The sequence below is a fragment of the Bradyrhizobium sp. 35 genome (assembly GCF_023073215.1).
Classification (GTDB): Bacteria; Pseudomonadota; Alphaproteobacteria; order Rhizobiales; family Xanthobacteraceae; genus Bradyrhizobium; species Bradyrhizobium canariense_D.
Map to the genome: position 1 here is coordinate 15,846 of NZ_JADPJC010000061.1, position 27,000 is coordinate 42,845.

At 61.0% G+C, this 27,000-nt stretch carries 26 protein-coding genes and 2 pseudogenes; 24 read left to right on the forward strand and 4 right to left on the reverse strand.

Annotated features, from left to right (window positions below):
- The first annotated feature begins 265 nt into the window (after positions 1-265).
- The 13 genes from IVB36_RS14100 (at position 266) to IVB36_RS14160 (ending at position 14,267) form a co-directional block, all read left to right on the forward strand.
- Positions 266-2,560 carry an FdhF/YdeP family oxidoreductase gene (locus tag IVB36_RS14100; protein ID WP_247391878.1) on the forward strand — a complete coding sequence of 765 codons (2,295 nt, stop codon included), beginning with the start codon at positions 266-268 and terminating at the stop codon, positions 2,558-2,560.
- 26 nt (positions 2,561-2,586) lie between these two features.
- Complete coding sequence (locus IVB36_RS14105) at positions 2,587-3,240, forward strand: cytochrome c3 family protein (protein ID WP_247391882.1); 654 nt, start codon at positions 2,587-2,589, stop codon at positions 3,238-3,240.
- Positions 3,228-6,083 carry a 4Fe-4S dicluster domain-containing protein gene (locus IVB36_RS14110; protein ID WP_247391885.1) on the forward strand — a complete coding sequence of 952 codons (2,856 nt, stop codon included), beginning with the start codon at positions 3,228-3,230 and terminating at the stop codon, positions 6,081-6,083. Before IVB36_RS14105 ends, IVB36_RS14110 begins: the two co-directional genes overlap by 13 nt.
- Complete coding sequence (nrfD, locus tag IVB36_RS14115) at positions 6,080-7,447, forward strand: NrfD/PsrC family molybdoenzyme membrane anchor subunit (RefSeq protein ID WP_247391886.1); 1,368 nt, start codon at positions 6,080-6,082, stop codon at positions 7,445-7,447. Before IVB36_RS14110 ends, nrfD begins: the two co-directional genes overlap by 4 nt.
- Positions 7,444-7,962: a DUF3341 domain-containing protein gene (locus IVB36_RS14120; protein ID WP_247391888.1), complete on the forward strand. Its 519-nt coding sequence runs from the start codon at positions 7,444-7,446 to the stop codon at positions 7,960-7,962. The genes nrfD and IVB36_RS14120 overlap by 4 nt, the downstream gene beginning before the upstream one ends.
- Entirely contained in the window at positions 7,959-8,489 is a 531-nt protein-coding gene (locus tag IVB36_RS14125) for a cytochrome c (RefSeq protein WP_247391890.1), read from the forward strand. Before IVB36_RS14120 ends, IVB36_RS14125 begins: the two co-directional genes overlap by 4 nt.
- A gap of 182 nt (positions 8,490-8,671) precedes the next feature.
- Positions 8,672-9,556, forward strand: coding sequence for a hypothetical protein (locus tag IVB36_RS14130; protein WP_247391892.1), 885 nt, complete (start codon positions 8,672-8,674; stop codon positions 9,554-9,556).
- The gene (locus IVB36_RS14135) at positions 9,546-9,956 is read left to right on the forward strand and encodes a hypothetical protein (RefSeq protein WP_247391894.1); all 411 of its coding nucleotides are present in this window, start codon (positions 9,546-9,548) and stop codon (positions 9,954-9,956) included. Before IVB36_RS14130 ends, IVB36_RS14135 begins: the two co-directional genes overlap by 11 nt.
- 17 nt (positions 9,957-9,973) lie before the next feature.
- Positions 9,974-10,726 carry an SCO family protein gene (locus IVB36_RS14140; protein ID WP_247391896.1) on the forward strand — a complete coding sequence of 251 codons (753 nt, stop codon included), beginning with the start codon at positions 9,974-9,976 and terminating at the stop codon, positions 10,724-10,726.
- A complete protein-coding gene (coxB, locus tag IVB36_RS14145; protein WP_247391898.1) occupies positions 10,723-11,664 on the forward strand; it encodes a cytochrome c oxidase subunit II in 942 nt (313 codons plus the stop codon). The genes IVB36_RS14140 and coxB overlap by 4 nt, the downstream gene beginning before the upstream one ends.
- Positions 11,657-13,330 carry a cytochrome c oxidase subunit I gene (locus tag IVB36_RS14150; protein ID WP_247391900.1) on the forward strand — a complete coding sequence of 558 codons (1,674 nt, stop codon included), beginning with the start codon at positions 11,657-11,659 and terminating at the stop codon, positions 13,328-13,330. The genes coxB and IVB36_RS14150 overlap by 8 nt, the downstream gene beginning before the upstream one ends.
- Positions 13,327-13,971, forward strand: coding sequence for a cytochrome c oxidase subunit 3 family protein (locus IVB36_RS14155; RefSeq protein ID WP_247391902.1), 645 nt, complete (start codon positions 13,327-13,329; stop codon positions 13,969-13,971). Before IVB36_RS14150 ends, IVB36_RS14155 begins: the two co-directional genes overlap by 4 nt.
- A 53-nt stretch (positions 13,972-14,024) precedes the next feature.
- On the forward strand, positions 14,025-14,267 hold the full coding sequence (locus IVB36_RS14160; RefSeq protein ID WP_247327365.1) for a cytochrome C oxidase subunit IV family protein: 243 nt from the start codon (positions 14,025-14,027) through the stop codon (positions 14,265-14,267).
- Positions 14,268-14,467: 200 nt separating this feature from the next.
- Here the strand turns inward: IVB36_RS14160 and IVB36_RS14165 are convergent, their stop codons facing one another.
- Positions 14,468-15,181: a PRC-barrel domain-containing protein gene (locus IVB36_RS14165; protein WP_247391904.1), complete on the reverse strand. Its 714-nt coding sequence runs from the start codon at positions 15,179-15,181 to the stop codon at positions 14,468-14,470.
- 366 nt (positions 15,182-15,547) lie between these two features.
- Here IVB36_RS14165 and IVB36_RS14170 point away from each other — a divergent pair, with 366 nt between their 5' ends.
- The 4 genes from IVB36_RS14170 (at position 15,548) to IVB36_RS14185 (ending at position 17,722) form a co-directional block, all read left to right on the forward strand.
- The gene (locus tag IVB36_RS14170) at positions 15,548-16,360 is read left to right on the forward strand and encodes a Crp/Fnr family transcriptional regulator (RefSeq protein ID WP_247391906.1); all 813 of its coding nucleotides are present in this window, start codon (positions 15,548-15,550) and stop codon (positions 16,358-16,360) included.
- Between the two features lie 248 nt (positions 16,361-16,608).
- Entirely contained in the window at positions 16,609-17,286 is a 678-nt protein-coding gene (locus IVB36_RS14175) for a hypothetical protein (RefSeq protein WP_247391908.1), read from the forward strand.
- Positions 17,280-17,552, forward strand: coding sequence for a hypothetical protein (locus IVB36_RS14180; RefSeq protein ID WP_247391910.1), 273 nt, complete (start codon positions 17,280-17,282; stop codon positions 17,550-17,552). The genes IVB36_RS14175 and IVB36_RS14180 overlap by 7 nt, the downstream gene beginning before the upstream one ends.
- Before the next feature lie 11 nt (positions 17,553-17,563).
- Positions 17,564-17,722, forward strand: a complete 159-nt coding sequence (locus IVB36_RS14185; RefSeq protein ID WP_247391912.1) for a hypothetical protein — start codon at positions 17,564-17,566, stop codon at positions 17,720-17,722.
- A gap of 176 nt (positions 17,723-17,898) precedes the next feature.
- Here the strand turns inward: IVB36_RS14185 and IVB36_RS14190 are convergent, their stop codons facing one another.
- Complete coding sequence (locus IVB36_RS14190) at positions 17,899-18,072, reverse strand: DUF1328 domain-containing protein (RefSeq protein WP_247391914.1); 174 nt, start codon at positions 18,070-18,072, stop codon at positions 17,899-17,901.
- Between the two features lie 305 nt (positions 18,073-18,377).
- Between IVB36_RS14190 and IVB36_RS14195 the strand changes: the two genes are divergently transcribed.
- From IVB36_RS14195 to IVB36_RS14210, 4 genes are all read left to right on the forward strand, one after another.
- Positions 18,378-18,752 carry a hypothetical protein gene (locus IVB36_RS14195; protein WP_247391917.1) on the forward strand — a complete coding sequence of 125 codons (375 nt, stop codon included), beginning with the start codon at positions 18,378-18,380 and terminating at the stop codon, positions 18,750-18,752.
- A gap of 759 nt (positions 18,753-19,511) precedes the next feature.
- Entirely contained in the window at positions 19,512-19,814 is a 303-nt protein-coding gene (locus IVB36_RS14200) for a BA14K family protein (RefSeq protein WP_247391929.1), read from the forward strand.
- Positions 19,815-19,888: 74 nt separating this feature from the next.
- The gene (locus IVB36_RS14205) at positions 19,889-20,641 is read left to right on the forward strand and encodes a PRC-barrel domain-containing protein (protein ID WP_247391919.1); all 753 of its coding nucleotides are present in this window, start codon (positions 19,889-19,891) and stop codon (positions 20,639-20,641) included.
- An 84-nt stretch (positions 20,642-20,725) separates the two neighbouring features.
- On the forward strand, positions 20,726-22,108 hold the full coding sequence (locus IVB36_RS14210; RefSeq protein WP_247391921.1) for a DUF2254 domain-containing protein: 1,383 nt from the start codon (positions 20,726-20,728) through the stop codon (positions 22,106-22,108).
- Here the strand turns inward: IVB36_RS14210 and IVB36_RS14215 are convergent.
- On the reverse strand, positions 22,071-22,988 hold the full coding sequence (locus tag IVB36_RS14215; protein WP_247391923.1) for a YihY/virulence factor BrkB family protein: 918 nt from the start codon (positions 22,986-22,988) through the stop codon (positions 22,071-22,073). The two genes, IVB36_RS14210 and IVB36_RS14215, sit on opposite strands and share 38 nt — an antisense overlap.
- A 210-nt stretch (positions 22,989-23,198) precedes the next feature.
- Between IVB36_RS14215 and IVB36_RS14220 the strand changes: the two genes are divergently transcribed.
- Positions 23,199-25,598 (forward strand): membrane-bound PQQ-dependent dehydrogenase, glucose/quinate/shikimate family, encoded by a 2,400-nt coding sequence (locus IVB36_RS14220; protein WP_247391925.1) that lies wholly within the window; start codon positions 23,199-23,201, stop codon positions 25,596-25,598.
- Positions 25,599-25,730: 132 nt separating this feature from the next.
- Here the strand turns inward: IVB36_RS14220 and IVB36_RS14225 are convergent.
- A pseudogene (locus IVB36_RS14225) lies at positions 25,731-25,896 on the reverse strand (IS21 family transposase); the annotation flags it as partial.
- Positions 25,897-25,930: 34 nt separating this feature from the next.
- Between IVB36_RS14225 and IVB36_RS14230 the strand changes: the two are divergent.
- Both IVB36_RS14230 and IVB36_RS14235 read left to right on the forward strand, forming a co-directional pair.
- Positions 25,931-26,033 (forward strand): annotated as a pseudogene (locus tag IVB36_RS14230) (Ku protein); the annotation flags it as partial.
- Positions 26,034-26,414: 381 nt separating this feature from the next.
- Positions 26,415-26,936, forward strand: a complete 522-nt coding sequence (locus tag IVB36_RS14235) for a hypothetical protein (RefSeq protein ID WP_247391927.1) — start codon at positions 26,415-26,417, stop codon at positions 26,934-26,936.
- Positions 26,937-27,000: the final 64 nt, after the last annotated feature.

The following is a 27,000-nucleotide window of genomic DNA, read 5'->3' on the forward strand; positions in this document are numbered from 1 at the left end:
TGGCCATCATCCATTGTCGGGCCCCGCTCCCGCTGTTCAACATCGCGCGATCAAAACCATTCCCTTGGTACGGCACCGCGCACAGATTTCCTGAGCGGAGAATGCGTGTGTCGCCCGTCCGTCGATGGTCTTGCAGGTGCTGAGTTTTTTCACGCGCTTGCCGCTCAAGCCGCCGTCCCGCCGAGAAGCCGCTGCTCAGGAACCCGCGCGGGGAACATACGTTGCCGATGCACAGGCTGGCCGGTTCCCGAAGAGAAGCAAGATCATGGCGCGACCCAACGAAGCTGGTGACCACACTCCAGACACGGTTGAATACGACGGCCCAGCTGGCGGATGGGGGTCCCTGAAAGGAATAGCGCGGATCTTCGGCAAGGAGTGGGATTCGCCCGCGGCCTTGAACACCCTCCGTCGGCAGAACAAGCCGAAAGGCTTCATGTGCGTTTCCTGCTCATGGGCCAAACCTGCGGATTATCATGCCTTCGAATTCTGCGAGAACGGCGCCAAGGCGACCCTTTGGGAGCTGACGTCGCGCCGCTGTACGCCGGACTTCTTTGCCGAGCATACCGTGACCGAGTTGCTGTCATGGAGCGATTATGACCTCGAGCAGCAGGGGCGCCTGACACATCCACTGCGTTACGACAGTACCACTGATAAGTACGTTCCCTGCTCCTGGGACGAGGCATTTCATGCCATCGGATCGCAATTGAGGGCGCTCGATCCGAAATCGGTCGTATTCTATTCATCGGGCCGCGCAAGCCTCGAGACCTCCTACCTCTATGCCCTGTTCGCGCGGGTTTATGGCAACAACAACCTGCCAGACAGCTCCAACATGTGCCACGAAACGACCTCAGTCGCTCTCAAGAAGCTGATCGGGGCGGGCGTTGGGACCGTGGTCTTCGACGACCTCAGCAACTGCGATGCGATGTTCTTCTTCGGGCAAAATACCGGGTCGAACAGTCCACGCTTCCTTCATCCCCTACAGGACGCTGCCAAGCGCGGCGTCCAGATCATTACGTTCAACCCCGTCCGCGAAAAGGGTCTCGAAGTCTTCATCAATCCGCAGAATCCGACAGAGATGCTGACGGGCAAGGCCACACAAATCAGCAGCCAGTACCATCAAGTGAAGGTGGGGGGCGACATCGCGGTCATTGTGGGAATCTGCAAGCACGTCTTCGCGGCCGACGACGCGGCCAAGCAGCAGGGCAAACGTGTGATCGACGCTCCCTTCGTCGAGCAGCACACACATGGCTTCGAAGAGTTCGAAGCCAGGGTCCGGGCGACGTCCTGGGACGAGATCGAGATCGCATCCGGTCTGAGCCGTTCGGTTATCGAGGGCGCCGCGCAGGTCTACGTCGAGGCTGATCGCGTGATCGGGATCTACGGCATGGGCCTGACCCAGCACGTACACGGCTTCCAAAACGTGGCGATGCTCGTCAACATGCTGCTTCTAAAGGGAAACATCGGGAGAGACGGCACCGGCATCTCGCCCGTGCGTGGACACTCGAATGTCCAGGGTCAGCGCACCGTGGGCATCTCGGAAAAGCCCGAACTGGTTCCGCTCGATAAATACGCCAAGCAGTTCGGGTTCGAACCGCCGCGCGAGAAGGGCATGAACACCGTTGAGACATGCGAGGGCGTTCTCGCCGCCAAGGTCAAAGCGTTCGTCGGCCTCGGCGGAAATTTTGTCCGCGCCATTCCGGAGCGATCGAAGATGGAAGCGGCCTGGCGAGGGCTGGAGCTGACGGTCCAGATTGCCACCAAGCTCAACCGCAGCCACCTGGTGCACGGCAAGGCCGCCTATCTGCTGCCGTGCCTTGGTCGAACCGAAGAAGATGTACAGGCAAGCGGCCAGCAGGCGGTTACCATGGAGGATACGTTCAGCTGCATCCAGGGCTCGATCGGGTTGCGCAAGCCCGCCAGCGAGCACTTGAGATCCGAGGTGGCGATCGTCGCAGGTCTGGCCAAAGCAACCCTGCCCCCCAATCCCAAACTGAAATGGGATGAATGGGTCGGCAACTACGATCTCATCCGTAACGAGATCGCCGAGACCTATCCGGACGAATTCCACGACTTCAATGCGCGGATGTTCACGCCGGGCGGGTTCTATCGTGGCAATTCAGCCCGCGAACGGATTTGGAAGACCGAGAGCGGCAAGGCAGAGTTTACAGCGCCCGAAACCCTCACCTCGACCGGCTTTTCCGATGCGCCCGGCCGCTTCCGGCTGCTGACCATGCGCAGCAACGACCAGTTCAATACGACGATCTACGGCTACAGCGATCGGATGCGAGGCATTGAGGGCACACGGGACGTATTGCTGATGAATCCCGATGAAATCGCACGCGCCGGACTTCAGGAGGGCCAAATGGTTTCCCTCGTCAGCGACGCGGAGGATGGCATCCTGCGCGAGGTGGGTCCTCTTAAGGTGACCCCGTTCAAACTGCCGGATGGCTGCGTCGGGGCCTACTACCCGGAAATGAACCCCCTGATCCCGCTCTCGCACCACGACATCCATTCGAAGACGCCGGCCGCTAAATCGGTGCCGGTCCGAATCCGCGCGTGAGCGATGGCGCGGAAGGGGGCCGATGAATGCAGGTTTTCCGCCCCGGCGCGAACACGATTGCGACGGTGATGATCGCGGCAATTGGAGCAGCGCCGGTGCTTGCAGTTGGGTTGTCCTATGAGGTGATGCGATCCCCTTACGTGACCAACCAGAACATCACGCGAAATCAGCCGGTGCCGTTCAGTCACGAGCATCACGTTTCCGGTCTCGGCCTGGACTGCCGCTATTGCCACACCTCGGTGGAGACGGCGCGCTTTGCCGGCATCCCGCCGACCGAGACCTGCATGACCTGCCATTCGCAGATATGGACCAACGCGCAAATGCTGGCGCCGGTGCGCGAGAGTCTTGCCAAGAACCAGCCGATTGCCTGGGAACGCGTCCACCGGCTTCCCGACTACGTCTATTTCGATCATTCCGTCCACGTCGCGAAAGGCGTCGGATGCACGACCTGTCATGGCGACGTCGGACGGATGCGGCTGATGCGCCAGGCCGCGCCGCTGACGATGCAATGGTGCCTCGATTGCCACCGCTCTCCTGAACGTTTCCTGCGTCCACGCGAAGCGGTTTTCGATCCGAACTGGCAGGCGCCCAAGAATCAGGCCGAGATCGGGCCCAAGCTTGCCGCAGGCTATCGCATCAACACGGGTCATTTGACGGACTGCACGATATGCCACCGCTGAAGGAATTGCCGACGCGGCCAAGTCCTGCCGGACGTAGCAAGCTCAATCGCCGTCAGGCCCTCAGCTTGCTGGCAACCGGCATGGCGGGTGGACTAGCGGCCTGCAGCAAGCCGGACGAGCAGATCCTGCCCTATGTCAGGATGCCCGAGCGGATCGTCCCCGGCGAACCGCTGAAATTTGCGACGACGCTCGCATTGGCGGGGATCGGTCGCGGCGTGGTCGTGACTTCAATTGACGGCAGGCCGATCAAAGTGGAAGGCAACCCGCGTCATCCGGGCAGCCTGGGTGCCACCGACGTTTTCGCTGAAGCAGCCGTTCTTTCGCTTTACGATCCCGACCGCTCGCGCACGATCCTGCACAATGCCGCGATAGCGCCGCGCGAAGCGTTGAACCGAGCGCTGGTGACCGAACTCTCCGAGGCCCGCAGCAGCCAGGGTAAAGGCCTGCGCTTGTTGACCGGGCGCACCACCTCCCCGACTTTGCTGCGCCAGATCGATGCTCTGCTTCAGGCGTTCCCGGCCGCATCGTGGCACGCGTACGATCCAACGGACGACGACAACGCGCACCAAGGTGCGCAGCTCGCTTATGGCCAGCCTGTGCGCAGCATTGCCGATTTCGCAAAGGCCCGGGTGATCGTCGCGCTCGATGCCGATCCGCTCGGGCATGGCCCCGATCAAATACGCATTGGCCGTGGTTACGCAACCGGCCGCGGCGACGCGAATGCCTTTTCGCGTCTCTATTGTCTTGAGAGCGCACTCACTCTCACGGGAGCAAAGGCGGACGAGCGTCTGGCGCTTCGTCCCGAGGCGATCGAGCGGTTTGCAGCGAGCCTCGCGCGGGAGCTCGGCGCGAGTGCAAGCGTCACCGAACTTGCCGAGCGCGAGCGTCTGCTCCTTCGGAAGATCACCGCCGACTTGAACTCGCACAAGGGTGAGGCGCTCGTTATCGCGGGCCCGGCAATGTCCCGGGAAGTTCACGCATTGGTGCATTGGATCAATGCCCAGCTCAATGCGTCCGTTCGGCTCATCGATCCCATTGATCGTACGCCGTCCGGCAAGCAGGCGGGAACGCTTGAACAGCTCGCTGGTGATCTGGACTCCGGCCGCGTGCGTCAGCTCGTCATGATCGGCGTCAATCCCGGTTATGACGCACCATCCGATTTGCACTTCGGGGCCCGCGCACAGAAAGCGGCCTTTCGCCTTCATATGGGCGAGTACGCGGACGAAACCGCGGCTATCGCCAACTGGCATGTCCCGCAAAGTCATCGGCTCGAAACGTGGTCGGATCTGCGGGCCGGCGACGGGACGGCAAGCATCTCCCAGCCCCTGATCAATCCCCTCTACGAGAGCTTCAGCGAGCACGAGCTTCTCGCCTGGCTGAACGGCGCAGATGACGCGCGCGCTTACGAATTGGTGCGGCAGACCTGGCGGAGCGCGGCCGCTGCGGATTTCGAGGGATGGTGGCAGCGCGTGCTGCACGAAGGGATCATTGCGGGAAGCGGCGCCACTGCTGCTTCGACGGCTGCTCCGCTTCTACTGGCGCTCGCGGACGCCGAACCTCACGATCTGCGTGATGACGAGATCAGCCTGGTTCTGCGTCCTGATCCTTGCCTCTGGGATGGCTCATACGCCAATAACGCCTGGCTCCAGGAGTGTCCGAAACCGCTCAGCAAGCAGGTCTGGGGCAATGCGCTCGCGCTGCATCCGGATGAGGCAACCCGCCTCGGTCTCACGTCCGGCGACGTCGTCACGATCGCCGCGAACGGCCGATCGATCGAGGTACCCGTTCTGACTGAACCCGGGATGGCCATGGGCGTCGGCGCGCTCACGCTCGGCGGGGGGCGGCAGAAGGCCGGCGCGATCGGCAATGGCGTCGGTGCCAACGCCTATACACTCCGGACATCCGGGAACCGATGGCACCTTCCGCAGGTCTCGATCCAGCCGACGGGGCGCCGCGAGCCGGTCCTTACGACTCAGAACATCGTCCGGTCGCCGGAAGACGTGCGCGAACTCTATCCGCTGTATCGGCTCGGCCAGCCGCTGCCAGGGCCAGTCCACCCGGATCCATCCAGCCTGATGCCGCCCAGCGCGAAGCCCGGCGACGGGCACGCCTGGGCGATGGTAATCGATACCTCGGTCTGCATCGGCTGCAATGCCTGCGTGGTCTCCTGCCAAGCCGAGAACAACGTCCCTGTGGTGGGTCCCGAGCAGGTTGCGATGGGGCGCGATATGCACTGGATGCGCGTCGATGGCTACGATCATAGCTCGGCGAACAGTCCGCAGATCGGCTTTCAACCCGTACCCTGCATGCATTGCGAGCACGCCCCGTGCGAGCCTGTCTGTCCTGTCGCCGCATCCGTTCACGACAGTGAGGGCCTCAACGCGCAGGTCTATAATCGCTGCATCGGCACCCGCTTCTGCGAGGCGAACTGCCCTTACAAGGTTCGTCGCTTCAACTTCTTCGGTTATGCCGACGGCGAGGAATACGGCAATCTCGGCGCGGAATCCTATCGCGGCCAGAAGAACCCGGAGGTGACCGTACGCGCCCGCGGCGTCATGGAAAAATGCACCTACTGTGTCCAGCGCATCAGCGGCGCACGTCGCGCCTCGGAACGCGAGAACCGGCCGCTCGGTCCACACGAGGTGCAGACGGCGTGTCAGAACGCGTGCCCGACCCGCGCCATCAGCTTCGGAGACCTGAACCAGGCTGACGCAGAGATCAACCACAGGAAAGCCGACCCGCGCCACTATGCCTTGCTCGGCCACCTCGGCACGCGGCCGCGCACCACCTATCTTGCCGATGTGCGCAATCCCGCACCTTCGGAGCCGGAGGGGCGGACATGAGCGAAGTTCTCCTTCCCCAGCATCCCCCGGCGCACCGCTGGATCTCGGCCGCGCGGGCAGGAGACGCCGCAGTTACCCAGGCCGTGGCAGATCCGCTCTTCACCGGGTTCGGCAAAACATGGTGGCTGGCCCTGCTTATCACCCTGCCGTTCGTGCTCTGGCTGTTCGTTGCAATCGCGTGGCTGTTCTATGAGGGCATCGGCATCTGGGGCATCAACTCCACCATTGTCTGGGGAGTCGCGATCGCCAACTACGTCTGGTGGATCGGAATCGGCAATGCCGGCACATTGATTTCGGCGATGCTGCTATTGACCCGGCAAAGATGGCGCGCCTCGATCAACCGCTTCGCGGAAGCCATGACGCTGTTTGCGGTTGCCATCGCCGGGCTGATGCCGATCGTTCACCTCGGTCGGCCGATCTACGCCTATTGGCTCGCGCCATATCCGAACACCATGGCGCTTTGGCCGCAATGGCGCAGCCCCCTGGTGTGGGACTTCTGGGCCATCGTCAGCTATCTGCTGTTCTCTATTCTGTTCTGGTATGTCAGCCTGATCCCTGATCTAGCGACCATGCGCGACCGCATGCCCTACCGTGCCGGCCAGCTGCTCTACGGCGCCTTCGCGCTGGGATGGCGCGGCTCGTCGCGCGAGTGGTCGCGCCTGCAGACACTGCATACCACGATGGCCGCCCTCGGCGTGCCTCTGGTCTGCTCGGTGCACTCGATCGTCGGTCTCGACTTCGCGGCGAGCCTGATGCCCGGTTGGCAGGAGAGCATCTTCCCACCCTATTTCGTGGTCGGGGCAATGTATTCCGGATTCGCGATGGTCGTGGTGCTGGCCGCCGCGATCCGCTGGGGCCTCAGCCTTCAGGCGATCATCACCCGCCGCCATTTCGACGTCATAGCCCGCATCCTGCTGATGGCCTCGATCGTCATGTTCTATTCCTATGCGACGGAATGGTTCATGGGCTGGTACGGCGGTGAGCATACCGACCGTGAGGTGGTTCGCTTCGAGTTCACTGGAACGTACGCGCCGCTGTTCTGGGCGTTGCTGGCCTGCAATTGCCTGATCCCGCAGTTACTCTGGTGGCCATTCGCACGGCGATCGCTGCTCATCCTGATTCCGATCGCGATTGCGATCAACATCGGAATGTGGCTGGAGCGTATCCTCATCATCTGGAACACGCTTTCGCACGGTTACATGCCGTCCCTGTGGCGCACGTTTCACTTCACGTTCTGGGACTGGAGCTTTCTTGTCGCGCCGCTCGGTTTTTTTGCCTTCCTGTTCCTTATCTTCGTGAGGCTGGTTCCGAGCATTTCAATGTTCGACGTGCGCAAGCTCGCTCATCAGGAGGCCGCGGCATGACGGCAAAGCTTGTGGGCGAATTCCTCGACGGTGAAGCGCTGAAGGCGGCCCTGCAGCGCGTGCGTACGGCGGGACACGCCGCACTCGAAGCATTCGCGCCGTATCCGATCGAAGGGCTTGCCGAACAGCTTGTTGAGGGCCGATCCGCAATTCGCGTTGTGATGCTCGCCGGCGGCCTCGGAGCTGCGGCATTCGCCTTCGTGCTGCAATGGTACAGCGCGGTGATCGACTATCCCATCAACAGCGGCGGCCGGCCACTGAACTCCTGGCAGGTGTTCCTGCTGGTGCCGTTTGAGGTCGGTGTCCTCGCGGCCGCGCTCGCCGGCGCCATCACCTTTTTTTGGTCGTGCCGCCTGCCTCGTCTCCACGATGCAATGTTCGAGATTCCGGGCTTCGAACGCGCAACGCAGGATCGCTACTTCCTGCTGGCCGCTTCTGACGGCGACCCGAACGAGCTGAGGACGGTCCTCCGCGACGCCGGCGCCGTCGCGATCACGGAGCTGCGCACGCCATGACCGCCCGCGCGCTGCCATGGCTGCTGTTGCTATCATCGGCGCTCACCGGCTGTGGCGATCATTCCATGTCTCAGCAGAATCGCTACGGCACGTTCTCGAAGGCTGCGCTGTTCAAGGATGGCACCGAAGCCCAGACCTTACCGGAAGGGGTCGTTGCACAGGGCGATCTCGACCGTTTGCAGCAGATCACCAAGCCGCCCGCGGTCGACATGGCGCTGCTGGCCCGCGGCCGCGAGCGCTACGATATCTATTGCTCCCCGTGTCACGGGTTCTCCGGCCACGGCGACGGCATGATCGTGCAGCGTGGCTTTCCCGCACCCCCGTCCTACCATTCCGCGCGCCTCCGCTCGGCCGATGCTCAACACTTCTTCGACGTGATCACTCATGGCTACGGCGTGATGTATTCCTACGCTGCGCGCGTCGAGCCGCGCGACCGCTGGGCGATCATCGCCTATATCCGCGCGCTGCAGCAGTCGCAACACGCCGACGTCGCCGACGTCCCGGAGCTGAGGAGCAAGCTGCCGTGACCGCCGTGCTCCGCCGCCCTGCCCTCAGAGCAATTTGGACGCCGCGAATTGCAGCGGGCCTCGTGGTGATCTTGCTCGCCTCTGGCCTCGTGCTCGCGGCCGGGAGACTCGGCCCCTATCCGAGCCTGCTCCAGGGCTGGCTCTTTGGATTTGCGATCTGGAGCTGCGCCCCCATCGGCAGCATGACGCTGCTGCTGATTCATCGCTTGACCGGCGGCCGCTGGGGCTTTGCGGCCGGACCGGTGCTGCGACCCCTCGCACTTATGGTGCCCCTCGTCGCCATCGCCTTCATCCCCGTTCTCGCCGGACTGACTGACATCTACCCCTGGGCCGCGGATGCCAGCCAGATCAAGCCCGACATTGCGCGCTGGTACCTCAGCCAGCCGTGGTTTGTCCTGCGTGCCGTGATCGCATTGATCGGATGGTCCGTGCTCGGAGTGACTTTCGGTCTTAAACGAGGTGGACGGCTACTGGCCGCGCTCGGACTTGCGTTCTTCGGGCTTACCATCAGCATGGTTGCGGTCGATTGGTTCCTCTCCGTCGAACCGCATTACGTTTCCACCGCCTTCGCCTTCATGATTGCAATACAGCAGCTGCTCGCCGCGCTGGCCGTTGTCGCCGTGCTTGCAACGTCGAACGTCGATGGCAAAGCGCTGAGCGATATCGGCAGCCTTTTGATCGCAACGCTGCTGGGCGTCGTCTACCTCGAATACATGACATATGTGGTGGCCTGGTACGGCGATCTACCTCACAAGGCCGAGTGGTTCCTGAGGCGCAGCACGGACGTATGGACCAACATTCTGCTCGTGGCATTCGTCACCGGAGCCGTGCTTCCGTTTGCGATGTTGCTGTTGGAGGACGTGCGCCGCAGCCCTGCAGGCTTGCGCATCGTCGGCTTGTTGCTGTTCCTCGGCACTGTCATGCACTTCGCTTGGCTCCTGGTGCCGGCATTTTCCGCGCAAGTTCATGTTGCACTCACCGCTCTCGGCGCCCTCCTCACCTTGACCGTTGCTTCGGTACTCTTTGGGCAGGGCACCCCATTCGCAGAGGTGCGCCATGCCGAATGAGGAGATGGGCAGCCGCGCGCTGCCAGAAACGGCCGGCATAGACAACCGCGCCGTTCTCGCCATCGTCGGCAGCTTCTTGCTCTTCGTGGGCGCCGCGATTGCGGGAATTCTGCTGTTCCTGAATAGCGAGGCGCCGGGCGCATTCACGCCCCGCGCAGAAAGCCGGTTTCCCTCGCCCGAGCTCCAGACCTCGCCGGAGGACGACCTGACCCGGTTCGAGGCCGCCCAGCGAGCGAGGCTCACCACTTATGCCTGGGTCGATCGCGACCACAACATCGCCCACATCCCGATCGATCAGGCGATGCAGCTGGTCGCAGGACGGGGCCGGCACGCCTACGACGCCCTTCGACCCGCACCCGCACCCGCACCTCCGCCAGGTGCGAGTGGAGGCAATCCATGAGGCGGTCCATCTTCATCATGGCCCTTGCGCTCTGGCCGGGGCTCGCGCATGCCGGTTTGACCGAGGAGCAGATCGGGCGCGTCGGGTTCGATCCTCCTCAGGGCGCCCGCGTTCCGTTATCCCTGCAGTTTAGGGCCGTCGGCGGTTACACCGTCACCCTTGGCGATGCCATCGACGGACGTCCGACCCTGCTCCTTCCAGCGGACTTCACCTGCAAGCAGATTTGCGGGCCTGCGCTGACGATCGCAAGCTCGGCGCTGCAGCAGACCGGGTTTATCGCAGGACGCGACTACAGCCTCGTCGTTCTCGGCATCGATCCGCGCGACACCATTGACGACGCCCGCCGCTTTACCCAGGGACAGATCGGGGGCACGGGAACATCGGTCCTGACAGGATCGCAGGAGACTGTTGCCGCGCTGCTCGGTGCAATCGGATACCATACCGAAACCGACGACAAGCATAACGCGATTGCGCATCCGGCAGCCTTCGTCACGCTCGCGCCCGACGGACGGGTCGTCCGCGCGCTGTCCAGCCTCGCGCTGCAGCCCGGTGACCTTCGCCTCGCTCTGTTGGATGCCAGTGACGGGCGGATCGGTGGACTCTCCGGACGCATCGCGCTGCTCTGCTATGGATTTGACGCGGTACACGGAATCTACACCCGCAGGATCACAACGGTCCTGCAGATTTTCGGAGCATCCACGGTTGCCGTCATGGCCGCCCTCGTCGGGCTGATGCTGGTCCGCAGCAGGCGTCGGGGAGCCTCGGCATGAATTCGTTATTCAGGCTGCCGGAAGCGAGCACACACGCCGTCACGGTTGATCACATCTTCTATCTTCTGCTCTTCCTTTCCGGGGCGACCGTGGTCCTCGTCTTCGGGCTCATCCTGCTGTTTGCCGTTCGATATCGGCGCGGATCTCCCGCCAAGCGCGGCCCGATGCCTGAGATTCTCAGCCGTGAGTTCGAAATCGGTTGGACGGTCGCGACGTTGCTGATGTTCGCCTTCCTATTCTGGTGGGCATCTTCCGCTGACCTCAGCAGCCTTGCCGCGCCCACGGGCGCACTTGAAATCCACGTCATCGCCAAGCAGTGGATGTGGAAGACGCAACATCCGAACGGCGCGCGTGAGATCAATGCCCTTCACGTGCCGCTGGATAAGCCCGTCCATCTCCTGATGAGCTCGCAGGACGTGATCCATTCCTTCTTCGTCCCCGCGTTTCGGGTCAAGAAGGACGTGCTGCCTGGCCGCGACACTGACATCTGGTTTCAAGCCAGCAAAACCGGCACCTTTCCACTGCTCTGCGCTGAGTATTGCGGCACGAACCATTCCATGATGCGCGGCAAGATCGTGGTCATGCGACAGGATGACTATGCCAAATGGCTGGTCCAGCAGCCGGAGGGCGACGATCTTGCCCATGAGGGCGCCAGGCTGTTCGTGTCGCGGGGATGTTCGGGCTGCCACGCCGTCTCCTCGAACGTCCACGCGCCGCGCCTGACGGGTCTCTACGGCCGCGCGGTGCAGCTGGCGGATGGACGCACCGTTTCCGCGGACGATGCCTACATCCGCGATTCGATCCTGCAGCCGAACCGCGACGTCGTGGCCGGCTTTGAGCCCATCATGCCGAGCTTCAAAGGGCTGCTCGACGACGGAGAGATCCAGAGCCTGACCGCCTACATCCGCTCGCTCAGGGAGGAGCAGCAAAATGACTGACGCCCTGCTCGCCGGGGAGCTGCCGCTTCCGCCACGCCCCGATTATCTCCGCCACGGCTCGACGATCTCGTCCTGGCTTGCCACGACCGACCACAAGCGCATTGCAATCCTTTACGCGATCACCATCACGTTCTTCTTTTTTCTGGGAGGAGCCGCAATCACCGCCGTTCGGCTCGAGCTGTTCCAGCCGAACGGATGGCTGTTGACGTCGGACACTTACAACAAGCTGTTCTCGTTCCACGGGATCATCATGGTCTGGTTCTTCCTGGTGCCGTCGATCCCGAATACGTTCGGCAATTTCCTGCTGCCGCTGATGATCGGCGCGCCCGATGTCGCGTTTCCGCGCCTCAATCTTTTCAGCTGGTATTTGACCGTCGCGGCCGGGGCTTTCACCGTTTATGCCCTCGTCGCCGGAGGCGTCGACACCGGCTGGACGTTCTATACGCCTTATTCGTCGATGTTCTCCAACAGCCACGTCTTCGCTGCGGCCGCGGGCGTGTTCGTTGTCGGCTTTGCCAGCATCGCCACGGGAGTGAACTTCATCGCGACCACCCACATGCTTCGTGCTCCCGGCATGACCTGGTTCCGGCTGCCGCTGTTCGTCTGGGCGATCTACGCGACGTCGCTGATCATGGTGCTTGCCACCCCGGTGCTCGCCATCTCGCTCCTGCTCGTGATCGCGGAGCGCGTGCTGGGCTTGCCGATCTTCGATCCGGCTCGCGGCGGCGATCCGATCCTGTTCCAGCACCTGTTCTGGTTCTACTCGCATCCGGCGGTTTACATCATGGTCCTGCCGGCGATGGGCGTCGTGTCCGAAATAATCCCATGCTTCGCGAGGCGGCGAATTTTCGGATACGACTTCATGGTCTATGCCATGCTTGCGATTGCGGGCGTCGGATTCTTCGTCTGGGGCCACCACATGTTTGTCTCCGGACAGTCAGCCCTGGCCAGCCTCGTGTTCTCCTTCCTCTCCTTCATCATCGCCGTGCCGTCGGCAATCAAGGTTTTCAACTGGACCGCTTCGCTGTATCGCGGTCAGATCAGCTTCGAATCGCCGATGCTGTATGCGCTTGGCTTCGTCGGTCTGTTTACGACCGGCGGGCTCTCCGGGCTGTTCCTCGCCTCGATCCCGGTGGACATCCATGTCACCGACACCTACTTCGTCGTCGCGCACTTCCACTACATCATGGTGGGCGGATCGGTGTCCGCCTTCTTTGCCGGGCTCCACTTCTGGTGGCCCAAGGTCACAGGCAAGCTCTATCCGGAGAGCTGGGCGAAGTTCGCGGCCATCCTCATGTATGCCGGCTTCAACATGACATTCCTGCCGCAATTCTTCGCCGGGTACCTCGGCATGCCGCGCCGCTACCATACCTATCCGGCGGAGTTTCAGATCTACAATGTCATGTCGTCTGCGGGAGCGGCGGTCCTCGCCATCGCCTACTTGTTGCCTCTGGGATATCTCACCTGGTCCCTGTTCTACGGCGGAAAGGCCGCGAAGAACCCTTGGGGCGCGACAGGGCTGGAGTGGACCACGGGTTCTCCGCCTCCCCCGAAGAATTTTGACAGGAAGCCCCGAGTAGATCGCGCGCCGTATGACTACCACGCCGAAGGCATGTCGGCTGGAACCGATCCCCCCGAAATGCAAAACGCAAGAGAAACGCGATGAGCGACGAAAGCGCACTGCTGAGAGAACCCTGGTTGGATTTCGGCCGGCAGCGCGAGGCAGGCAAGTTCGGCATATGGGTTTTCCTCGCCAGCGAGACGCTGTTCTTCGGGGCGCTGATGCTGACTTACACGGTTTGTCGAATCGAGCATCCAGAGGCGTTCGCTGCAGCCGGGAGGGAGACAAATATCTGGTACGGCACGATCAATACCGCCGTGCTGTTGACGAGCAGCCTCACCATGGCCATGGCTTCGCAAGCGTCCGAAACGTCTGCGCGACTGCGACGGCTCGTCCTCGTGTGCCTCATGCTGACCGCGTTGCTCGGGCTCGCGTTCATCGTCATCAAGGGCTTCGAGTACAAGGAGGACATCGATAAGCAGCTCGTACCGGGAGCCGGGTTTGCGTTGTCTCTGCCAGGAGCGCAGCTGTTTTATGGATTTTATTGGCTGGTCACGGGCGTCCACGCGATCCACCTTTCCATCGGGATTGCTCTCGTGAGCCGCTTGTTCTGGGTGCTGCTCCGGCACCAACTCCCGGCGAAAGACAATCCCGAGATCGAGGTCACAGCCCTCTACTGGCATCTGGTCGATATCGTGTGGATCTTCCTCTATCCGCTGATCTATTTGCCGGGGCGTGCATCATGAACAGGCAAGGTGAATCAGGCGGTATTGTGCGCCGCCTATGGGCGAGGAACCTCTTGATCTGGGCAGCGCTCCTCGCACTCCTCTTGCTCAGCCTCGTCGTCGCCTATGTTCCCATGGGCCGAATGACAACAGCCAGCGGCATCATCATTGCGGGGGTGAAATCGACCCTCGTCGTCTTGCTCTTCATGCAACTCGCCTCAGCGAAGCCGCTGATCCGGATCGCGGCGATCTCGGGGCTTGTTTTCGTGATCGCGATGTTCGCATTGACCTTCGCTGATGTTCTCGTACGCATCTAACGCACGGGAGCCCTCACTTTTGGATACCTTCTGCTACCCCGCACGCATTGAAGCGCTCTGATGCAGCCACCTTCGAACGCAAGCTTGGGAGAGGAGAACTTTCGCTGCGCTCAAAAAGGTGACTGCACCAGTTCGCTCGTGAAGCCATGCGCCTCTCCGTGAGGCACACCGCCGGGGACCATCAGGCGGACGTTGGTGGCTCACGAGTTCTGAAACTCCTTCATATCGAGCCGCAGACCGGCTTTGTTTGCTTGCTCTGCTGTGACGTAAGGCAGACCATAATAGCTTAGGTTCGGGCTCCATCGCCCCGTTTGGCCCGGGTAAGGGAAGGCATAGGTGCCCCCGCCAACGGACGCCTCGCGGGATATCACAACCGCCGCGAGCTTTCCGCCGCTGTCGAAAACGAGGTCGGAGACATAGCCATAGCCTTGGCCTGCCTGCAGCCGCGCATAATCTCCGATGACCTTGGAGACCGAGAATTCGTGCGGCTCTGCTTGGGCCTGATCAGGGTCAACAAAGAGGCCGTATTCTCGCGACCTCAAATCGGAAAAGTCGGCCACGATAGCTCCTTCGTGAAGCGGGCGCAGCACCCGGTTGAAAGGAATTCGGGAGATGAACTCCGGCTCATCCTTCGTTCTGAAGCCTTCGACGAGCAAAGAATCAATCTGCCCGTCGTCTGCCAAGGTCACGTTCCGGACGGCTCCCAAATACTCACCTTTCAACGAGAACACCGCGCTCCCAAGCAGTCGCGAAGCACGGTAGCCATTATAGACCGTGTTGACGAACTGCTCGGACTGCGCCGACTGTTCGGTGGCAGTCTGCGTCGCCGCCTCTGCCCATGAGGGACCCAACAGAACGGAGGTCGAGATTGTACCTACGACAATTGCAAGGGTGATCCTGCTCTTTGCGTCCATTCAACGCTCCTGCGATCCACGTGCCAACAATATCATTGCTCGTATAATCATTTCCGAAGCTCGAAGTTCTGGCCGGCCATCAAGCGAATGGTCCGCTGCCGTGCCAACGAAAAGGTGCAGCGATCAATCGGATACCTGGCCCTTGGAAAACGCACCGCAGATCCACGCGTGCACATCCTGGCAAACGCTATTACATGCCTCGGCCGATGCACTTCGTTCGTTGCTCGCGCATCAGAGGCAGCTCACGATCCAGGCCTTGAGGAGCTGGTCAGGCTTCTCCTGACGGGTCTTCACCTAAGCCCGACTGTGAGGAGGCCCGCGCGCGCCCCACATCTTGGTGAATAACCGTTTCCAAGGAGACGCGAAATGCTCAGCAACGAACCCGAACACGTCGTGCGGACGCACAGTGCGACGCCATCTCTGCAACGGTCACGAGAGCGCGATCAAACGCCGCACGCGCACCCCGCAAACAACGATCTGATCCGCCACCTCCCACAATCATCACGCCGCCGGCTAGTCGAGCTCTGCGAGGAGGTAACACTGAGACCAAGGCAAATGCTGCAGGAGCGCAATCAACCACTGCAGTATGCCTATTTTGTGGAACATGGCGCGGCCTCGCTGACCGCTAGGGCTGGAGACTGCCTCCCCGTCGAGATACAGACTGTTGGAGCGAAGGACTTCATCGGCATCCCCCTGATCCTTGGCATGCGCGTTTCCCCTCACCGTTGCATGGTTCAGGTTGCCGGGAGAGCCTTGCGCATCGGGGTCGATGCTTTGCTCGAGCTGCTGAGGGGGGATGTCGAGATCCAGAAGCTGTTGCTACGGTACGTGCAGGCCACCCTGATCCAAAGCTCGCAGTTGGCTGCATGTAACTCGCGTCACAGCTTGCAGCAACGATTGGCTCGGTGGCTTCTCGTTGCAGAGGATAAGTTGTTCTCCCGCGAAATCCCGCTCACGCATCGATGCATTGCACAGGCCCTTGGAGTTCGCCGCGCAGGTATCACGTCGACAATGGGCGAAATGGAAGCGCGAGGCATCATCAAGCAAGGCCGCGCTCAAGTCGAGATTCTGGATCAGTCGCAGCTCGAGCAATCGTCCTGCAGCTGCTATCGCGTGATTTTATCTGCGCATGAGAACTCCCTTGGTGCAGCCAATGCCCGATACACAAGCAATTGGTGAATGATGGCTCAAGAGAATGAGGGCTTGGGCATCGCAATGCGCTTCCCTTGCCCGGTCGCGTACCGAGTTCAGGCCGGCGCAGCGAACCCTAAGTGTCCCACCCCGTTAATCGTCGCAAGCTGCCCGGGAATCGAATGCGAGGCGCTTTGGGTGCAGAAGCCACGCTCCGTCGGCGGCGGAATGGCCCGATCTGTCCGCTAAAATCGACGGTAGGAGCCTTGCGGGATCGCCAGGAGTGAGTCGCCAGCTTGCCGAAGTCCAACGTCTCCAGAGCAACGACTATCTTTGGGCAGTACGGTACCATCGCGCGCGTTGCGCCGCTGGTCTTGGTTCTGCTCACCCCGATGGGCGAGTACGTTTTTCACCTTTCTCCGATCTGGATATTCGGATCCGGCGTTCTCGCAATAGCTGTACTCGCTGAATGGATTCGCGTAGCAACCGACCAGCTATCCTCCCACACCGGTCCTGCCATAGGCGGTCTCCTGACCGTCAGTCTTGGAAGCTTGGCCGAACTCATTCTTGCGCTATTTGTTCTCGCGCGCGGCCATGTCGAGGTGGTTCACGCCCAGATCACCGGGTCCATAGCGGCGACCTGCTTGTTGGGGCTGGGTCTGGCCATCGTTGCCGGCGGGTTCAATCGCGACCGCCAGAGCTTCACCCAAGCGCGCGCTGGGTTGTTGTCGAGCATGCTCGTCCTGTCGGTGATCGCTCTCATTCTGCCCGCAGTGTTCGACTACGCGGGTCGCAACATCCGTCATGTCAATCACGTGAATGCCTCCGACGAATTGCTTATCCTGGCTGTGTCCATGGTGCTGCTAGTTCTCTACTCCGGGAATCTTGTCTTCACCCTCATCACTCACCGGAATGTCTTCGCGACCAATGAGGAGGCTTCAGCTAGATCGGCGTGGTCTACAACCACATGTTGATCGTGTTATTGGCATGCACCGGCGCGGCGGCCCTTCAGAGCGAATTTGTCTCGGGCGCTCTGACCGAAGCGGCCAAATCAACGGGTGTGACACCACTCTTTCTTGGCGTCGTCGTGCTCGCTCTTGTGGGCACCAGCTCGGACATCTTTGCGGCCGTTTGGTTCGCTCGGCGCGACAGGATGGGACTTGTGATGACGCTCTGCATCGGATCCGCCATTCAGATTGCGCTGTTGTTGCCCCGCTTCTCGTCATTTTCTCATGGGTGATCGGGAAGCCGATGACCCTTGTCTTCCGGAATCCCGTCGACCTCTTTTCAATCGCCGGCACCGCGTTCATCGTGAATGCCATCACGAGAGACGCCGAGACGACCTGGTTCGAGGGCGTAATGCTCATTGGAGTTTACGTCGTGTTGGCCCTAGCATACTTCTTTTCTTGAAATGAAACGCCAGGCGGCTTCAACAGTGGCAACCGTTCAGGCTCCAAAGTAGTTGCGTCTTGGCAGATCGGAGGCACCGCCGGCCATCGCCCCGCCGTCTCTCCAAGACCGAAGTGGGCCCCCTTTCGGAGCAGACCCTCGCGGTTACCGGCCGCGCCGAGCGCCCGTCGATCAGCCTAAAAAATCACCTCCCCCGCGAAAAAGGCGAGGAGCACGAGCACCAGAAAAATCGCAACAGCTGCGAAAAATAGCCACTTGGCGATAGTGGACGCACCGGCAGCGATTCCGCTGAATCCGAGCAATCCGGCTACGATCGATATCACAAAGAAGATCAATGCCCACTTCAGCATGCCAAGCTCCTGCGGCCTTATCTACAGGTGAGGTACGCACAAGTCTGCAATCCCACCCAGTTCGAAGGTGCTCTCGGACTTGCCTAGCGACAATCGTTCTGCCGACAATCGTTCCAGGCATTCGGCGTTCCGATCAGAACGTTTCATGTCCGACAGAAAGTCGGCACGCCTGCGTACGCGCTGCGTCAGAAGCCAAGCGAACTGAAATGTTTGTCCGCGACTGGACAGTCATCGGGGTCTCGACGTCTTTTTTGACAAGTGAATGCGTATTATCTTCTTAACTTCAACGAGCGAGGCAGTCCCAGATGCAGTTTCGTTCTGATTGCGTTCTTCCCTGGCTGGCCCTCGCCACCGCACTCCTGCTCGGCCACCCAACCCCAGCTTCCGCACTCGAATGCCCCGTTTACCATCCGAGCGATACCGACGCCGCGATCAAGGAAACAAGAGCACAAACGGAGACCTTCGAAGCTATGCTTGCAGCGCGCGGCGATCGTGCAACACGCGGCATCGTCAGCAGCGTGCGCATGGCTCATCCGAATGCGTCGGCAGCACAGATCACCAATTTTGTATTAACCCTCTACTGCCCTCTGGTGCGACAAAACGCAGCTTTGTCCGTGGATCAGAAGCGAGCGCGCCTCAAGTCCTTTTCAGCTGAACTCATGAAGCAAGTCTCGCCGTAGCGTTGCTGCACCCAACCCTATCGGCTGATGTCTGGGCAATCACGGACGACGTACCGGTCCTAGCGAGCCGTGCACAAGCACATGGCGACATAGTCTATCAACCACATCGCGAGCTGGAATCGGCTTTTCAACCACGTACGGGGCAAATCGGCCGGGTATGACTTCGCAGCTGTATCCCGTGTAAATCAGAAACGGGATGCTTCTTTTCAAAAGGAGATCTGCGAATTCGAAGGACGCCCGCCCGTGCAGGTCGACGTCGAGAAGCGCGGCGTCGATAGCTGCGCTACCCGCTGCATGGAAAGCAGGGCTTAGCTCGGCAAATGGGCCAATTGTTTCATGACCGCTTGCGCCGGATCTCGGTCGCGAGATCGTCGGCGATGAAGTATTCGTCTTCGATTATGGCTATTCGCATTGGGACTCCAATGACGTAGCAGCAAGCCCCTGCGAGATTTTCGCTTATCCTATCAGTGATGCCGCGGTGATCAACCTGGACCCGAATCGTAGACGCATAACTTGGTCCGCTGCCGCACGGGGCCAGTAGTACTTTGACCGCAGCGTTACTCCTGCTGCAGTAAACAGGTGCTCCCGGCCGGGGTACACTTATGTACCAACTGTCTCTGCAACGGCAGAGCAGCTCGCGCATTTCCTTCAGGCAAATGAAAACGAGGAGATGAGTTTATGAAAACAAGCGGATGGCACGTCGCCGTGGCCGTATTGGCGCTCGCGATCCCGGTCGGAACTACTGCGCAAGCCGCACCCATGTTGGCTGCGAGCGGGATAGCCAAAAACGACCCGAGCCTGGTGGAAGTTCAATGGAGGCATGACCGTCACCATGCTTGGCATCGTCATAACTGGCGCGACGGCTACAGGCACCGCTATAGCGGCGGCTGGGGTCCAGCGTTAGGCGGCTTCGTGGCAGGTGCGGCGATTGGAAGCGCCGTCGCCAACAGCCGGGCGCAAGCTGCCGAGAACAACGCCTACTGCTCCCAGCGATACAAGTCGTACGACCCGAGCTCCGGGACTTACATGGGTTACGACGGCATACGGCATCCATGTCCCTGAGCAACACGGCGTTCTGCCGGGGCCGGCCATTACGAACGCCATCAACTTTTGAACTCGAGCAAGGAGATCCATACATGAAAGCGACCTCATTCTTGGCGGCGGCAGCTCTCGTCGGCGCATCATCGCTTGCGATGGCACAAAGTTCTCCGCAAGCTACCGGTCCTGGGGACCATAGCGCCGTGCAGAGCTCGAGCCGCAATCAGTCGGCCGACCAACGCACGGAAAACAGCATGGCAAACAAGGGGGGCAACAAGGGCGACGCGGTCCAGTCCGACGCTGGTCAAGCGAGCGTTCGGCAGCAGATGGTCAGCGACCTGCAGCAGGCAGGTTTCACCGACGTCAAGGTACGGCCGGAGTCGTTCCTGGTGGAGGCCAGAGATCGGTCAGGAAGTCCGGTGACAATGTTCGTTGGTCCAAATACTTTCGCCGAGGTGAAAACGATCGGCGCTAACGCGCAGAAATCTTCTTCGAATACAAACTCGTCCACCAACAGCGCTAACGCAACTTCGGATCGCCCCGGCGGAGCCTTCACTTCGGTGCCGCCGAAGGACGGCCTGAGCTCGCAGTTGATGGGTCTGCAGGTGTACAACAACACCAAACAGGACATTGGCACGATCAAGGACGTTGCGCTAAACGAGAACGGCATCGACGGCTATATCCTCTCGGTCGGAGGGTTCCTTGGCATTGGCGACCACTACGTTGCGGTGCGGCCTTGGGCAATCAATCTGAAGTTTGATCATGCGGTCAACAAGTGGACCGCGACCATGGACACGACGGCCGACCAGTTGAAGTCGGCGCCTGAATTCAAGTACCCCAGCAACGGATAATCTTCTGGGGTGGAGCGGTTCGGCGGAACCGCTCCAGCCGCCCGGTTGTTGGCTCCAGGTTCGATTCGGTCATGCGGCTCAAATATGCTCGCCCGCGCTGAAAAACTGCTGGCCGACCTTGGCGAGACATTCTGGCTCGTCCCTATACTCATCGTGCTTTCCAGTCTAATCGGTGCCTTCACTCTCGTTCATGTTGACCAAAGCGACGCGATCTCGCTATCAAATCTACGGGGCTGGTTGTACGACGGCGGCGCGACCGGAGCTCGCACCCTGCTCGGCACCGTAGCCGGCGCGACGATCGGCGTCGCGGGAACCGTGTTCTCTATTACCATTGCCGCGTTGTCTCTCGCTGCGGGTCAGATGGGGCCTCGGCTGCTGCGTAATTTCACGCGCGATCGTGGCAATCAGTTCACGCTAGGGATGCTGCTCGGCACTTTCTGTTACGCTCTCGTCGTGCTGAGAAGCATCCGGACAGAGCCGGAAGGCGGCTTCGTCCCTCATCTATCATTGAGCCTTGGAATTCTGCTCGCATTGGCTTGCGTGGCGATGCTCGTCTACTTCGTCGGGCACGTCGCCGGCCGGATCAACGTTGAAACTGTCGTCGAACTCGTCAGTGAAGACCTCCGCAGCGCTATGCGCCAGCTAACCGTCCAGGATCCGCAGCCGAAGCCTCCGCCGGGTGAGTACTGGATCGGCTCCCTGCCCCTGAAGGACTCGCGGCGCGGTTATCTGCAGCATCTGGACGAAGAGGGCCTGGCCACCTGGGCGGCCAAGCATAGAGCCACCATTCGGCTGTTGATCGGCCCCGGCGACTATGTTTTTCCGGGGGCGACCGTCGCTCTAGTTAATCCTCCCGTCGACGGTGCCGAAGCGGCTATCCGGAATGCGACGGCGCTGGGCGCAACAAGCAGCATTTCTTCCGATCTGCGCTTCGCCGTTCGACAACTCGTTGAAGTCGCGGTGAGGGCGCTTTCGCCCGGCATCAACGATCCACACACCGCCCTCTCCGTCCTGGATCGACTGGGCGCGGCGCTGTGCGATCTTGTGCCCCTGCATCTGCCATCAGGAGTGTCGATCAGAGGAAGTCGGCCGGTTTTGGTGGTGCCGCATGTGCAATACGATCAATTGCTCGGGACAATGTTCCATATGATCCGCCAAAGCGCAGGCGCCCAACCTGCAATATCGATTCGGATGATTGAGGTGATGACTCAGGTCGCAAGCTGCGAGCGCGATGCCACCCGGCTCTCGGCGCTCGCCCACCACGCGGATCTCGTCCTTGCGGACGCTCGTCGCCTGATTGCCGCTCGCAGCGACAGAGAGGATGTCGAACGCCGGCATCAGCTATTTGCTCTGATGGTCCGGGCAGGTCCAATGGGTCGATTCACCGAACAGCTTTTGCCTCTGCCGGGCGCCAATGATCCGCCAAACGCTATCGCTGAGACAGCCGCCTTCCGATCTCAGCGTTGAGTTCGGCGCCCGCCAGGATGGAATAGGCCGCGACCCAGAGCCATGTCATCAACACGGCAACTGCGCCGAGCGATCCGTAGGTCTTTTGATAGGCGGCGAACGTATTCACATATGTTGAGAATGCGTATGAACCCGCAATCAAACCGGTTGTTGCGAGGAGACCGCCGGCCGACGCAAGGTCCCATCTCGGCTCGGACCTGTTGGGTGCATAGCGATAGAGCAAAGCGACAATCGCGATGATCATGCACACGAGCAGCGGCCACCGTATCAAGATTGCCGCAGCCTGCCAGCCGGTCGGAATTGGCAGGTAGCTGAGCAGGAGGGGAATCACGGCAATCAGGATCACGGCGCCGCCGGCGAGGACGATCAACGCCACGGTCAACGACAGAGCCACAGCGTTAAAGAGAACGAGCCCACGCTCCTCGGAGACCGCGTAAGTGACGTTTAAGGCGGTCATGAGCGTCCCGGTCGCGTACCGCGCACTCCACATCGATATCCCTACACTGACCATCAGCCCGACGCCGAAGGGCGGATGCGTGCCCTGCTCCAGCACTTTCAAGCGTTCTGAAACGAGCGCGGTCGCCTCACCCGGCAGGATGCCGTGGAGCGCATTCAACTGTCTCACGATGTCATTTGTGTCGGCGACTAGTCCGTAGAGTGACACCAGCGCGGCAATAGCGGGGAAAATCGAGAGAAAGGAATAGAACGCGACGGCGGCAGACAAGATCGAAATATTGTGGTCGCTCAGCTTGGCCCAAACAGCGATTGCGACGGAGATGAACCTGCGAAGAGGTCCGAAGCTGCCGGTGCTTACCCTCTCAACTTTGCAGTTTGCATTTCCAGCCACGTTGATCTCTAGCCAGTCTTCATGAGAGGACACGAAAACCCTCGATTGCAGCTGACGTTCCCATGCCAATGATCGAGAGACGAATTGCCCATCTTTACGGGCTGCCGAGGGTCTCTTGAGCTCACCGCTTGCCGAGCCAAGGGCGCTCGGTGGTCCGGAAGCGTACCTGCAAATGTGGGAACCAAAGCGGCGGACGCACTCTTGGATCTGGAGCAAAGCATCAATCTATGACGAGTAACTGGTATGGCTCAGACGTATCGCGCGGCAGATTGGGCGGCATTCACCCTTGGCGGAGTCATGGTTCTGATCGGCCTCGTGCTCGGGGCCGGCGGTGCTTGGCTGCTTTGGTTGGGAGGCTCCTTCTATTATCTGCCCAGCGGAATCGTCCTGATCGTCTCGGGTCTCCTGTTGGCCCGCCGGCGCGTTGAAGGCGCATGGCTTTACCTTCTGCTCTTCCTGCTCACCCTCGCCTGGGCGTTCTGGGAAGTTGGCGCCAACGGTTGGGCGCTGGTGCCTCGGACTGTCGGGCCGGCCATTTTGCTGATCGCCGTCCTGGCGCTCACGCCGAAGCTTCGCCCCATTCGCCACCAGTATGAAGCTGCGGCTACAATCGCTGCCGGGCTTGTACTGCTGGTGGCCACAACTGTGTTGCTGACCGGAGCTTTTCGGCCGGCAAGCGCCGCTCCTCGCGTAATGCCGTCTCCGACCGTCGCAATGACCGAGCCTTCGTCTCTCAAGGCAGGCTCAGATTGGCCTGCCTATGGCGGCAGCTACAGTGCGCGCCGCTATTCGCCGCTCGACGAGATCAACTCGACGAACGTCGCCAAGCTCACCAAGGTCTGGACTTTTCATACCGGCGACTTGCCTACCAAGAACACAAAGGGCACATACGGCGCAGAGAACACCCCGCTCAAGGTGGGGGATAAGCTCTACGTTTGCACGCCCAAGAACATCGTTATCGCGGTCGACGCGAAGACCGGCAAGCAGATCTGGCGATTTGACCCGCGCGTCCCGGACGAGTTCATTCCGTACACCGCGGCTTGCAGAGGCCTTGCATATTACGAACTGTCCAATGCCGGTCAGGGGGCGGCCTGTGCCAGCCGCATCATCGAAGGCACGCTTGACGCTCGCCTGATCGCAATCGATGCGAAGACCGGCACGCGCTGCGAGGCATTCGGATATGACGGTCAGGTCGACACCGCGACGGGGATCGGCCGGCACGATCCCGGCATGTTCGCGATTACTTCGGCGCCGACGATCGTTCGCGGCGTCATCGTCATCGGGCACGAAGTGCTCGACGGACAAAAGCGGGACGCGCCCTCGGGTGTGATTCAGGGATACGACGCGCAAACGGGCGCGTTGCGTTGGGCATGGGACATGGTCAAGCCGGATGCAAGTGCGCCGCCGCCGGTTGGACAAACCTTTACCAGGGGCACGCCCAACATGTGGACGACCGCCTCCGGCGACGAGGAACTGGGGCTCGTCTATCTGCCGCTTGGGGTTTCGGCCGTGGACTACTGGAGCAGCAGCCGCTCGGACCGCGAGAAAGAGTTCGCGACATCGCTGGTCGCGCTAGATGTTACGACCGGCAAGCCCGCCTGGCATTTCCAGACCGTGCACAATGACGTCTGGGACTACGATCTCGGCTCTCAAGCGACGCTGGTCGACTTCCCGACGGACAAAGGCGAGCCGGTGCCGGCGCTGGTGCTGCCGAGCAAGCGTGGCGACATTTTCGTGCTCGACCGCCGCACGGGCAAGCCGCTCGTCGGCGTCGAAGAGCGGCCGGTGCCGCAAGGCGGCGTGGAGCCTGCGCAGCGCGCCAAAACCCAGCCATTCTCGCTTTACCACACCCTGCGAAAGGCCGATCTCACCGAGCAGGACATGTGGGGCATGTCGCCCATCGACCAGATGATCTGCCGTATCCAGTTTCGTCAGGCGAGCTACAAGGGTATCTTCACGCCACCCACGGCCAGCCCGCACTGGATTGAATATCCAGGCTATAATGGCGGCTCCGATTGGGGCGGCATCGCCATCGATCCCGTACGCGACATCATCGTTGCCAATTACAACGACATGCCGAACTATAATCGGCTGGTGCCGCGCGACGAGGCCAATCGTCTTGGTTGGGCGCCGCGGGACCAGGCGCGCGGCGAAATCGGCGGGCAGGAAGGCGCCGGCGATCCGCAGCTCGGTTCCCCATATGCGATCAACGTCAATGCCGGCTGGCGGCTGCCCGGCACCGGATTGTTGTGCAAGCAGCCGCCGTACGGCGGAATTCGCGCCATCGATCTGAAGACCGGCAGGACGCTGTGGGATCGCCCGTTAGGTGAAGCCCGGACGAATGGCCCGTTCGGCATCCCGTCGATGCTGCCGATCACGATCGGTACGCCTAACAATGGCGGCGCGGTCGTGACCGCCGGCGGGCTTATCTTCATCGCAGCGACGACCGACAATCTGATACGTGCCATCGATATCAAGACCGGAAAAACCGTGTGGGACGACGTGCTTCCGGCCGGCGGCCAAGCCACCCCGATCACCTACGAGGCCGACGGCCGCCAGTACCTCGTCATCACGGCAGGCGGTCATCATTTCATGGAGACGCCGATCGGTGATTCCTTGGTGGCATACGCTTTGCCAAAATAAATGTCATCGAGACGCCACGGTGCCCCTTTCAACTCGCCGATCCGAGAAGGTCTCATCAACTCGCCTGCACCACAATGAAATAGCGCCTGACGATCTAACTCCTTCGCATATTGGCCGGTGGAGCGGGTTCACTTTCTGGGCCAGGACGTTGAGCACGACATCGGCGGAATGGGACGCCGTGAACAAGCGCTTCGGCACAGGCGGCTTCTGCTGCCGGCATACCGTCCCTCAGCACCGCGTTGGGGATGTCGACCATCTGCCGATTGCCATGGTCGGCGCCGGCAAGCCTGCGCCGGACACTGGCGACGAAGGCCCGAACGGGGACATTGTCGTTCATCGAGGTGAGCAAAGAGGAACTTGAGGAAGATCGCCCTTGTGTCCACGCGGACCATCGAGATCGACGAGTTCGTCGAGAAGGCTGTTATCGATCCGCAATAGCTGATCCACCCGTCGCCTTGGGGCCAGCAGTATGGCAGGGCCGGCCAAGCGCTATCAAATAAGCTTCTTCCCTCGGGTCACTCTGCACCAAGCAGTCCGGCGTCTCGTGATGTAGAATTCAGCTCTTTAGGCAAAAGGTTAGATGAGATCGGCCACAAGGTCGTGAAATGCGAAACAGTTTCGGATTTGAAAGCGTCGTTCTCCTTTAGTACTTGCAAAATGAGAATTCAGCCTGCAAGATTTCCTTGAGCCTCCGCTTTGCCAAGCGGTGTTGCTGCCGACCTGTTCTGGCGCGTCGTACCTCATCTCAACAGCCTACATCTGCAGCGTTGTCGCGGCTTTGCCGCGATGCAGGAGGCGCAACGAGGGGTGTGTGCCATGAGCAACACTTTCAACTACGGCGCGTTTTCACCGTCTGAGGTCGCTTTTCTTCAGACGAGGGCCAAGCGTGTGCGCGCGCTGATCCGCCGCACCACCCATCAGCTCATCGAAATTGGGGAAAATCTTACGCAGATCAAGGAGAGGATGCCCCACGGGCAATTCGCTGCGTTTTGCGACGCGGAGTTGGGCATCAAGCTCCGCTCGGCCGAAAATTACATGTCGCTCGCCGAGCTGGCCAAAACCTATCCGCCGGCTCTGGTAGCGCGGCTGCCCGCACGCGCGGGCTATAAGCTCGGCGAAAGGTCTGCCCCCACCGACAAGGTTGCGGAGATCATGAGGGAGGTGTCCAACCCTGGGGCAGCCCTTCGCCGGCGCGCCAGCGATCCCAAACGTCGACGGGCGGCATCCTCGCCCTCGGTTTGGGGCTTGGACATTCAGCTGCTCCAGCGACAGTTCATTGGAATAAGTGATCTCCAGCCCTGTCGTCAGCGGCTGGAAAAGTCTGCGCATCTCCTCTAGCCACAGCTTCTCGATCGGGGAGACTCCCATAACGATGAAGACCTTCGTGGTCTCCGGAGCCAGA

Bases quoted from the DNA above. Each gene is read 5' to 3' on its own strand.
- IVB36_RS14140 (WP_247391896.1), top strand. From the start codon at position 9,974: ATGGCCCTTGCGCTCTGGCCGGGGCTCGCGCATGCCGGTTTGACCGAG.
- IVB36_RS14180 (WP_247391910.1), top strand. From the start codon at position 17,280: ATGTTGATCGTGTTATTGGCATGCACCGGCGCGGCGGCCCTTCAGAGC.
- IVB36_RS14200 (WP_247391929.1), top strand. From the start codon at position 19,512: ATGTTGGCTGCGAGCGGGATAGCCAAAAACGACCCGAGCCTGGTGGAA.
- IVB36_RS14210 (WP_247391921.1), top strand. From the start codon at position 20,726: ATGCTCGCCCGCGCTGAAAAACTGCTGGCCGACCTTGGCGAGACATTC.
- IVB36_RS14110 (WP_247391885.1), top strand. From the start codon at position 3,228: ATGCCACCGCTGAAGGAATTGCCGACGCGGCCAAGTCCTGCCGGACGT.
- IVB36_RS14205 (WP_247391919.1), top strand. From the start codon at position 19,889: ATGAAAGCGACCTCATTCTTGGCGGCGGCAGCTCTCGTCGGCGCATCA.
- IVB36_RS14135 (WP_247391894.1), top strand. From the start codon at position 9,546: ATGCCGAATGAGGAGATGGGCAGCCGCGCGCTGCCAGAAACGGCCGGC.
- IVB36_RS14125 (WP_247391890.1), top strand. From the start codon at position 7,959: ATGACCGCCCGCGCGCTGCCATGGCTGCTGTTGCTATCATCGGCGCTC.
- IVB36_RS14130 (WP_247391892.1), top strand. From the start codon at position 8,672: ATGACGCTGCTGCTGATTCATCGCTTGACCGGCGGCCGCTGGGGCTTT.
- IVB36_RS14220 (WP_247391925.1), top strand. From the start codon at position 23,199: ATGGCTCAGACGTATCGCGCGGCAGATTGGGCGGCATTCACCCTTGGC.
- IVB36_RS14190 (WP_247391914.1), bottom strand. From the start codon at position 18,072: ATGCTGAAGTGGGCATTGATCTTCTTTGTGATATCGATCGTAGCCGGA.
- IVB36_RS14150 (WP_247391900.1), top strand. From the start codon at position 11,657: ATGACTGACGCCCTGCTCGCCGGGGAGCTGCCGCTTCCGCCACGCCCC.
- IVB36_RS14100 (WP_247391878.1), top strand. From the start codon at position 266: ATGGCGCGACCCAACGAAGCTGGTGACCACACTCCAGACACGGTTGAA.
- IVB36_RS14165 (WP_247391904.1), bottom strand. From the start codon at position 15,181: ATGGACGCAAAGAGCAGGATCACCCTTGCAATTGTCGTAGGTACAATC.
- coxB (WP_247391898.1), top strand. From the start codon at position 10,723: ATGAATTCGTTATTCAGGCTGCCGGAAGCGAGCACACACGCCGTCACG.
- nrfD (WP_247391886.1), top strand. From the start codon at position 6,080: ATGAGCGAAGTTCTCCTTCCCCAGCATCCCCCGGCGCACCGCTGGATC.
- IVB36_RS14195 (WP_247391917.1), top strand. From the start codon at position 18,378: ATGCAGTTTCGTTCTGATTGCGTTCTTCCCTGGCTGGCCCTCGCCACC.
- IVB36_RS14155 (WP_247391902.1), top strand. From the start codon at position 13,327: ATGAGCGACGAAAGCGCACTGCTGAGAGAACCCTGGTTGGATTTCGGC.
- IVB36_RS14185 (WP_247391912.1), top strand. From the start codon at position 17,564: ATGACCCTTGTCTTCCGGAATCCCGTCGACCTCTTTTCAATCGCCGGC.
- IVB36_RS14170 (WP_247391906.1), top strand. From the start codon at position 15,548: ATGCTCAGCAACGAACCCGAACACGTCGTGCGGACGCACAGTGCGACG.
- IVB36_RS14120 (WP_247391888.1), top strand. From the start codon at position 7,444: ATGACGGCAAAGCTTGTGGGCGAATTCCTCGACGGTGAAGCGCTGAAG.
- IVB36_RS14235 (WP_247391927.1), top strand. From the start codon at position 26,415: ATGAGCAACACTTTCAACTACGGCGCGTTTTCACCGTCTGAGGTCGCT.
- IVB36_RS14105 (WP_247391882.1), top strand. From the start codon at position 2,587: ATGCAGGTTTTCCGCCCCGGCGCGAACACGATTGCGACGGTGATGATC.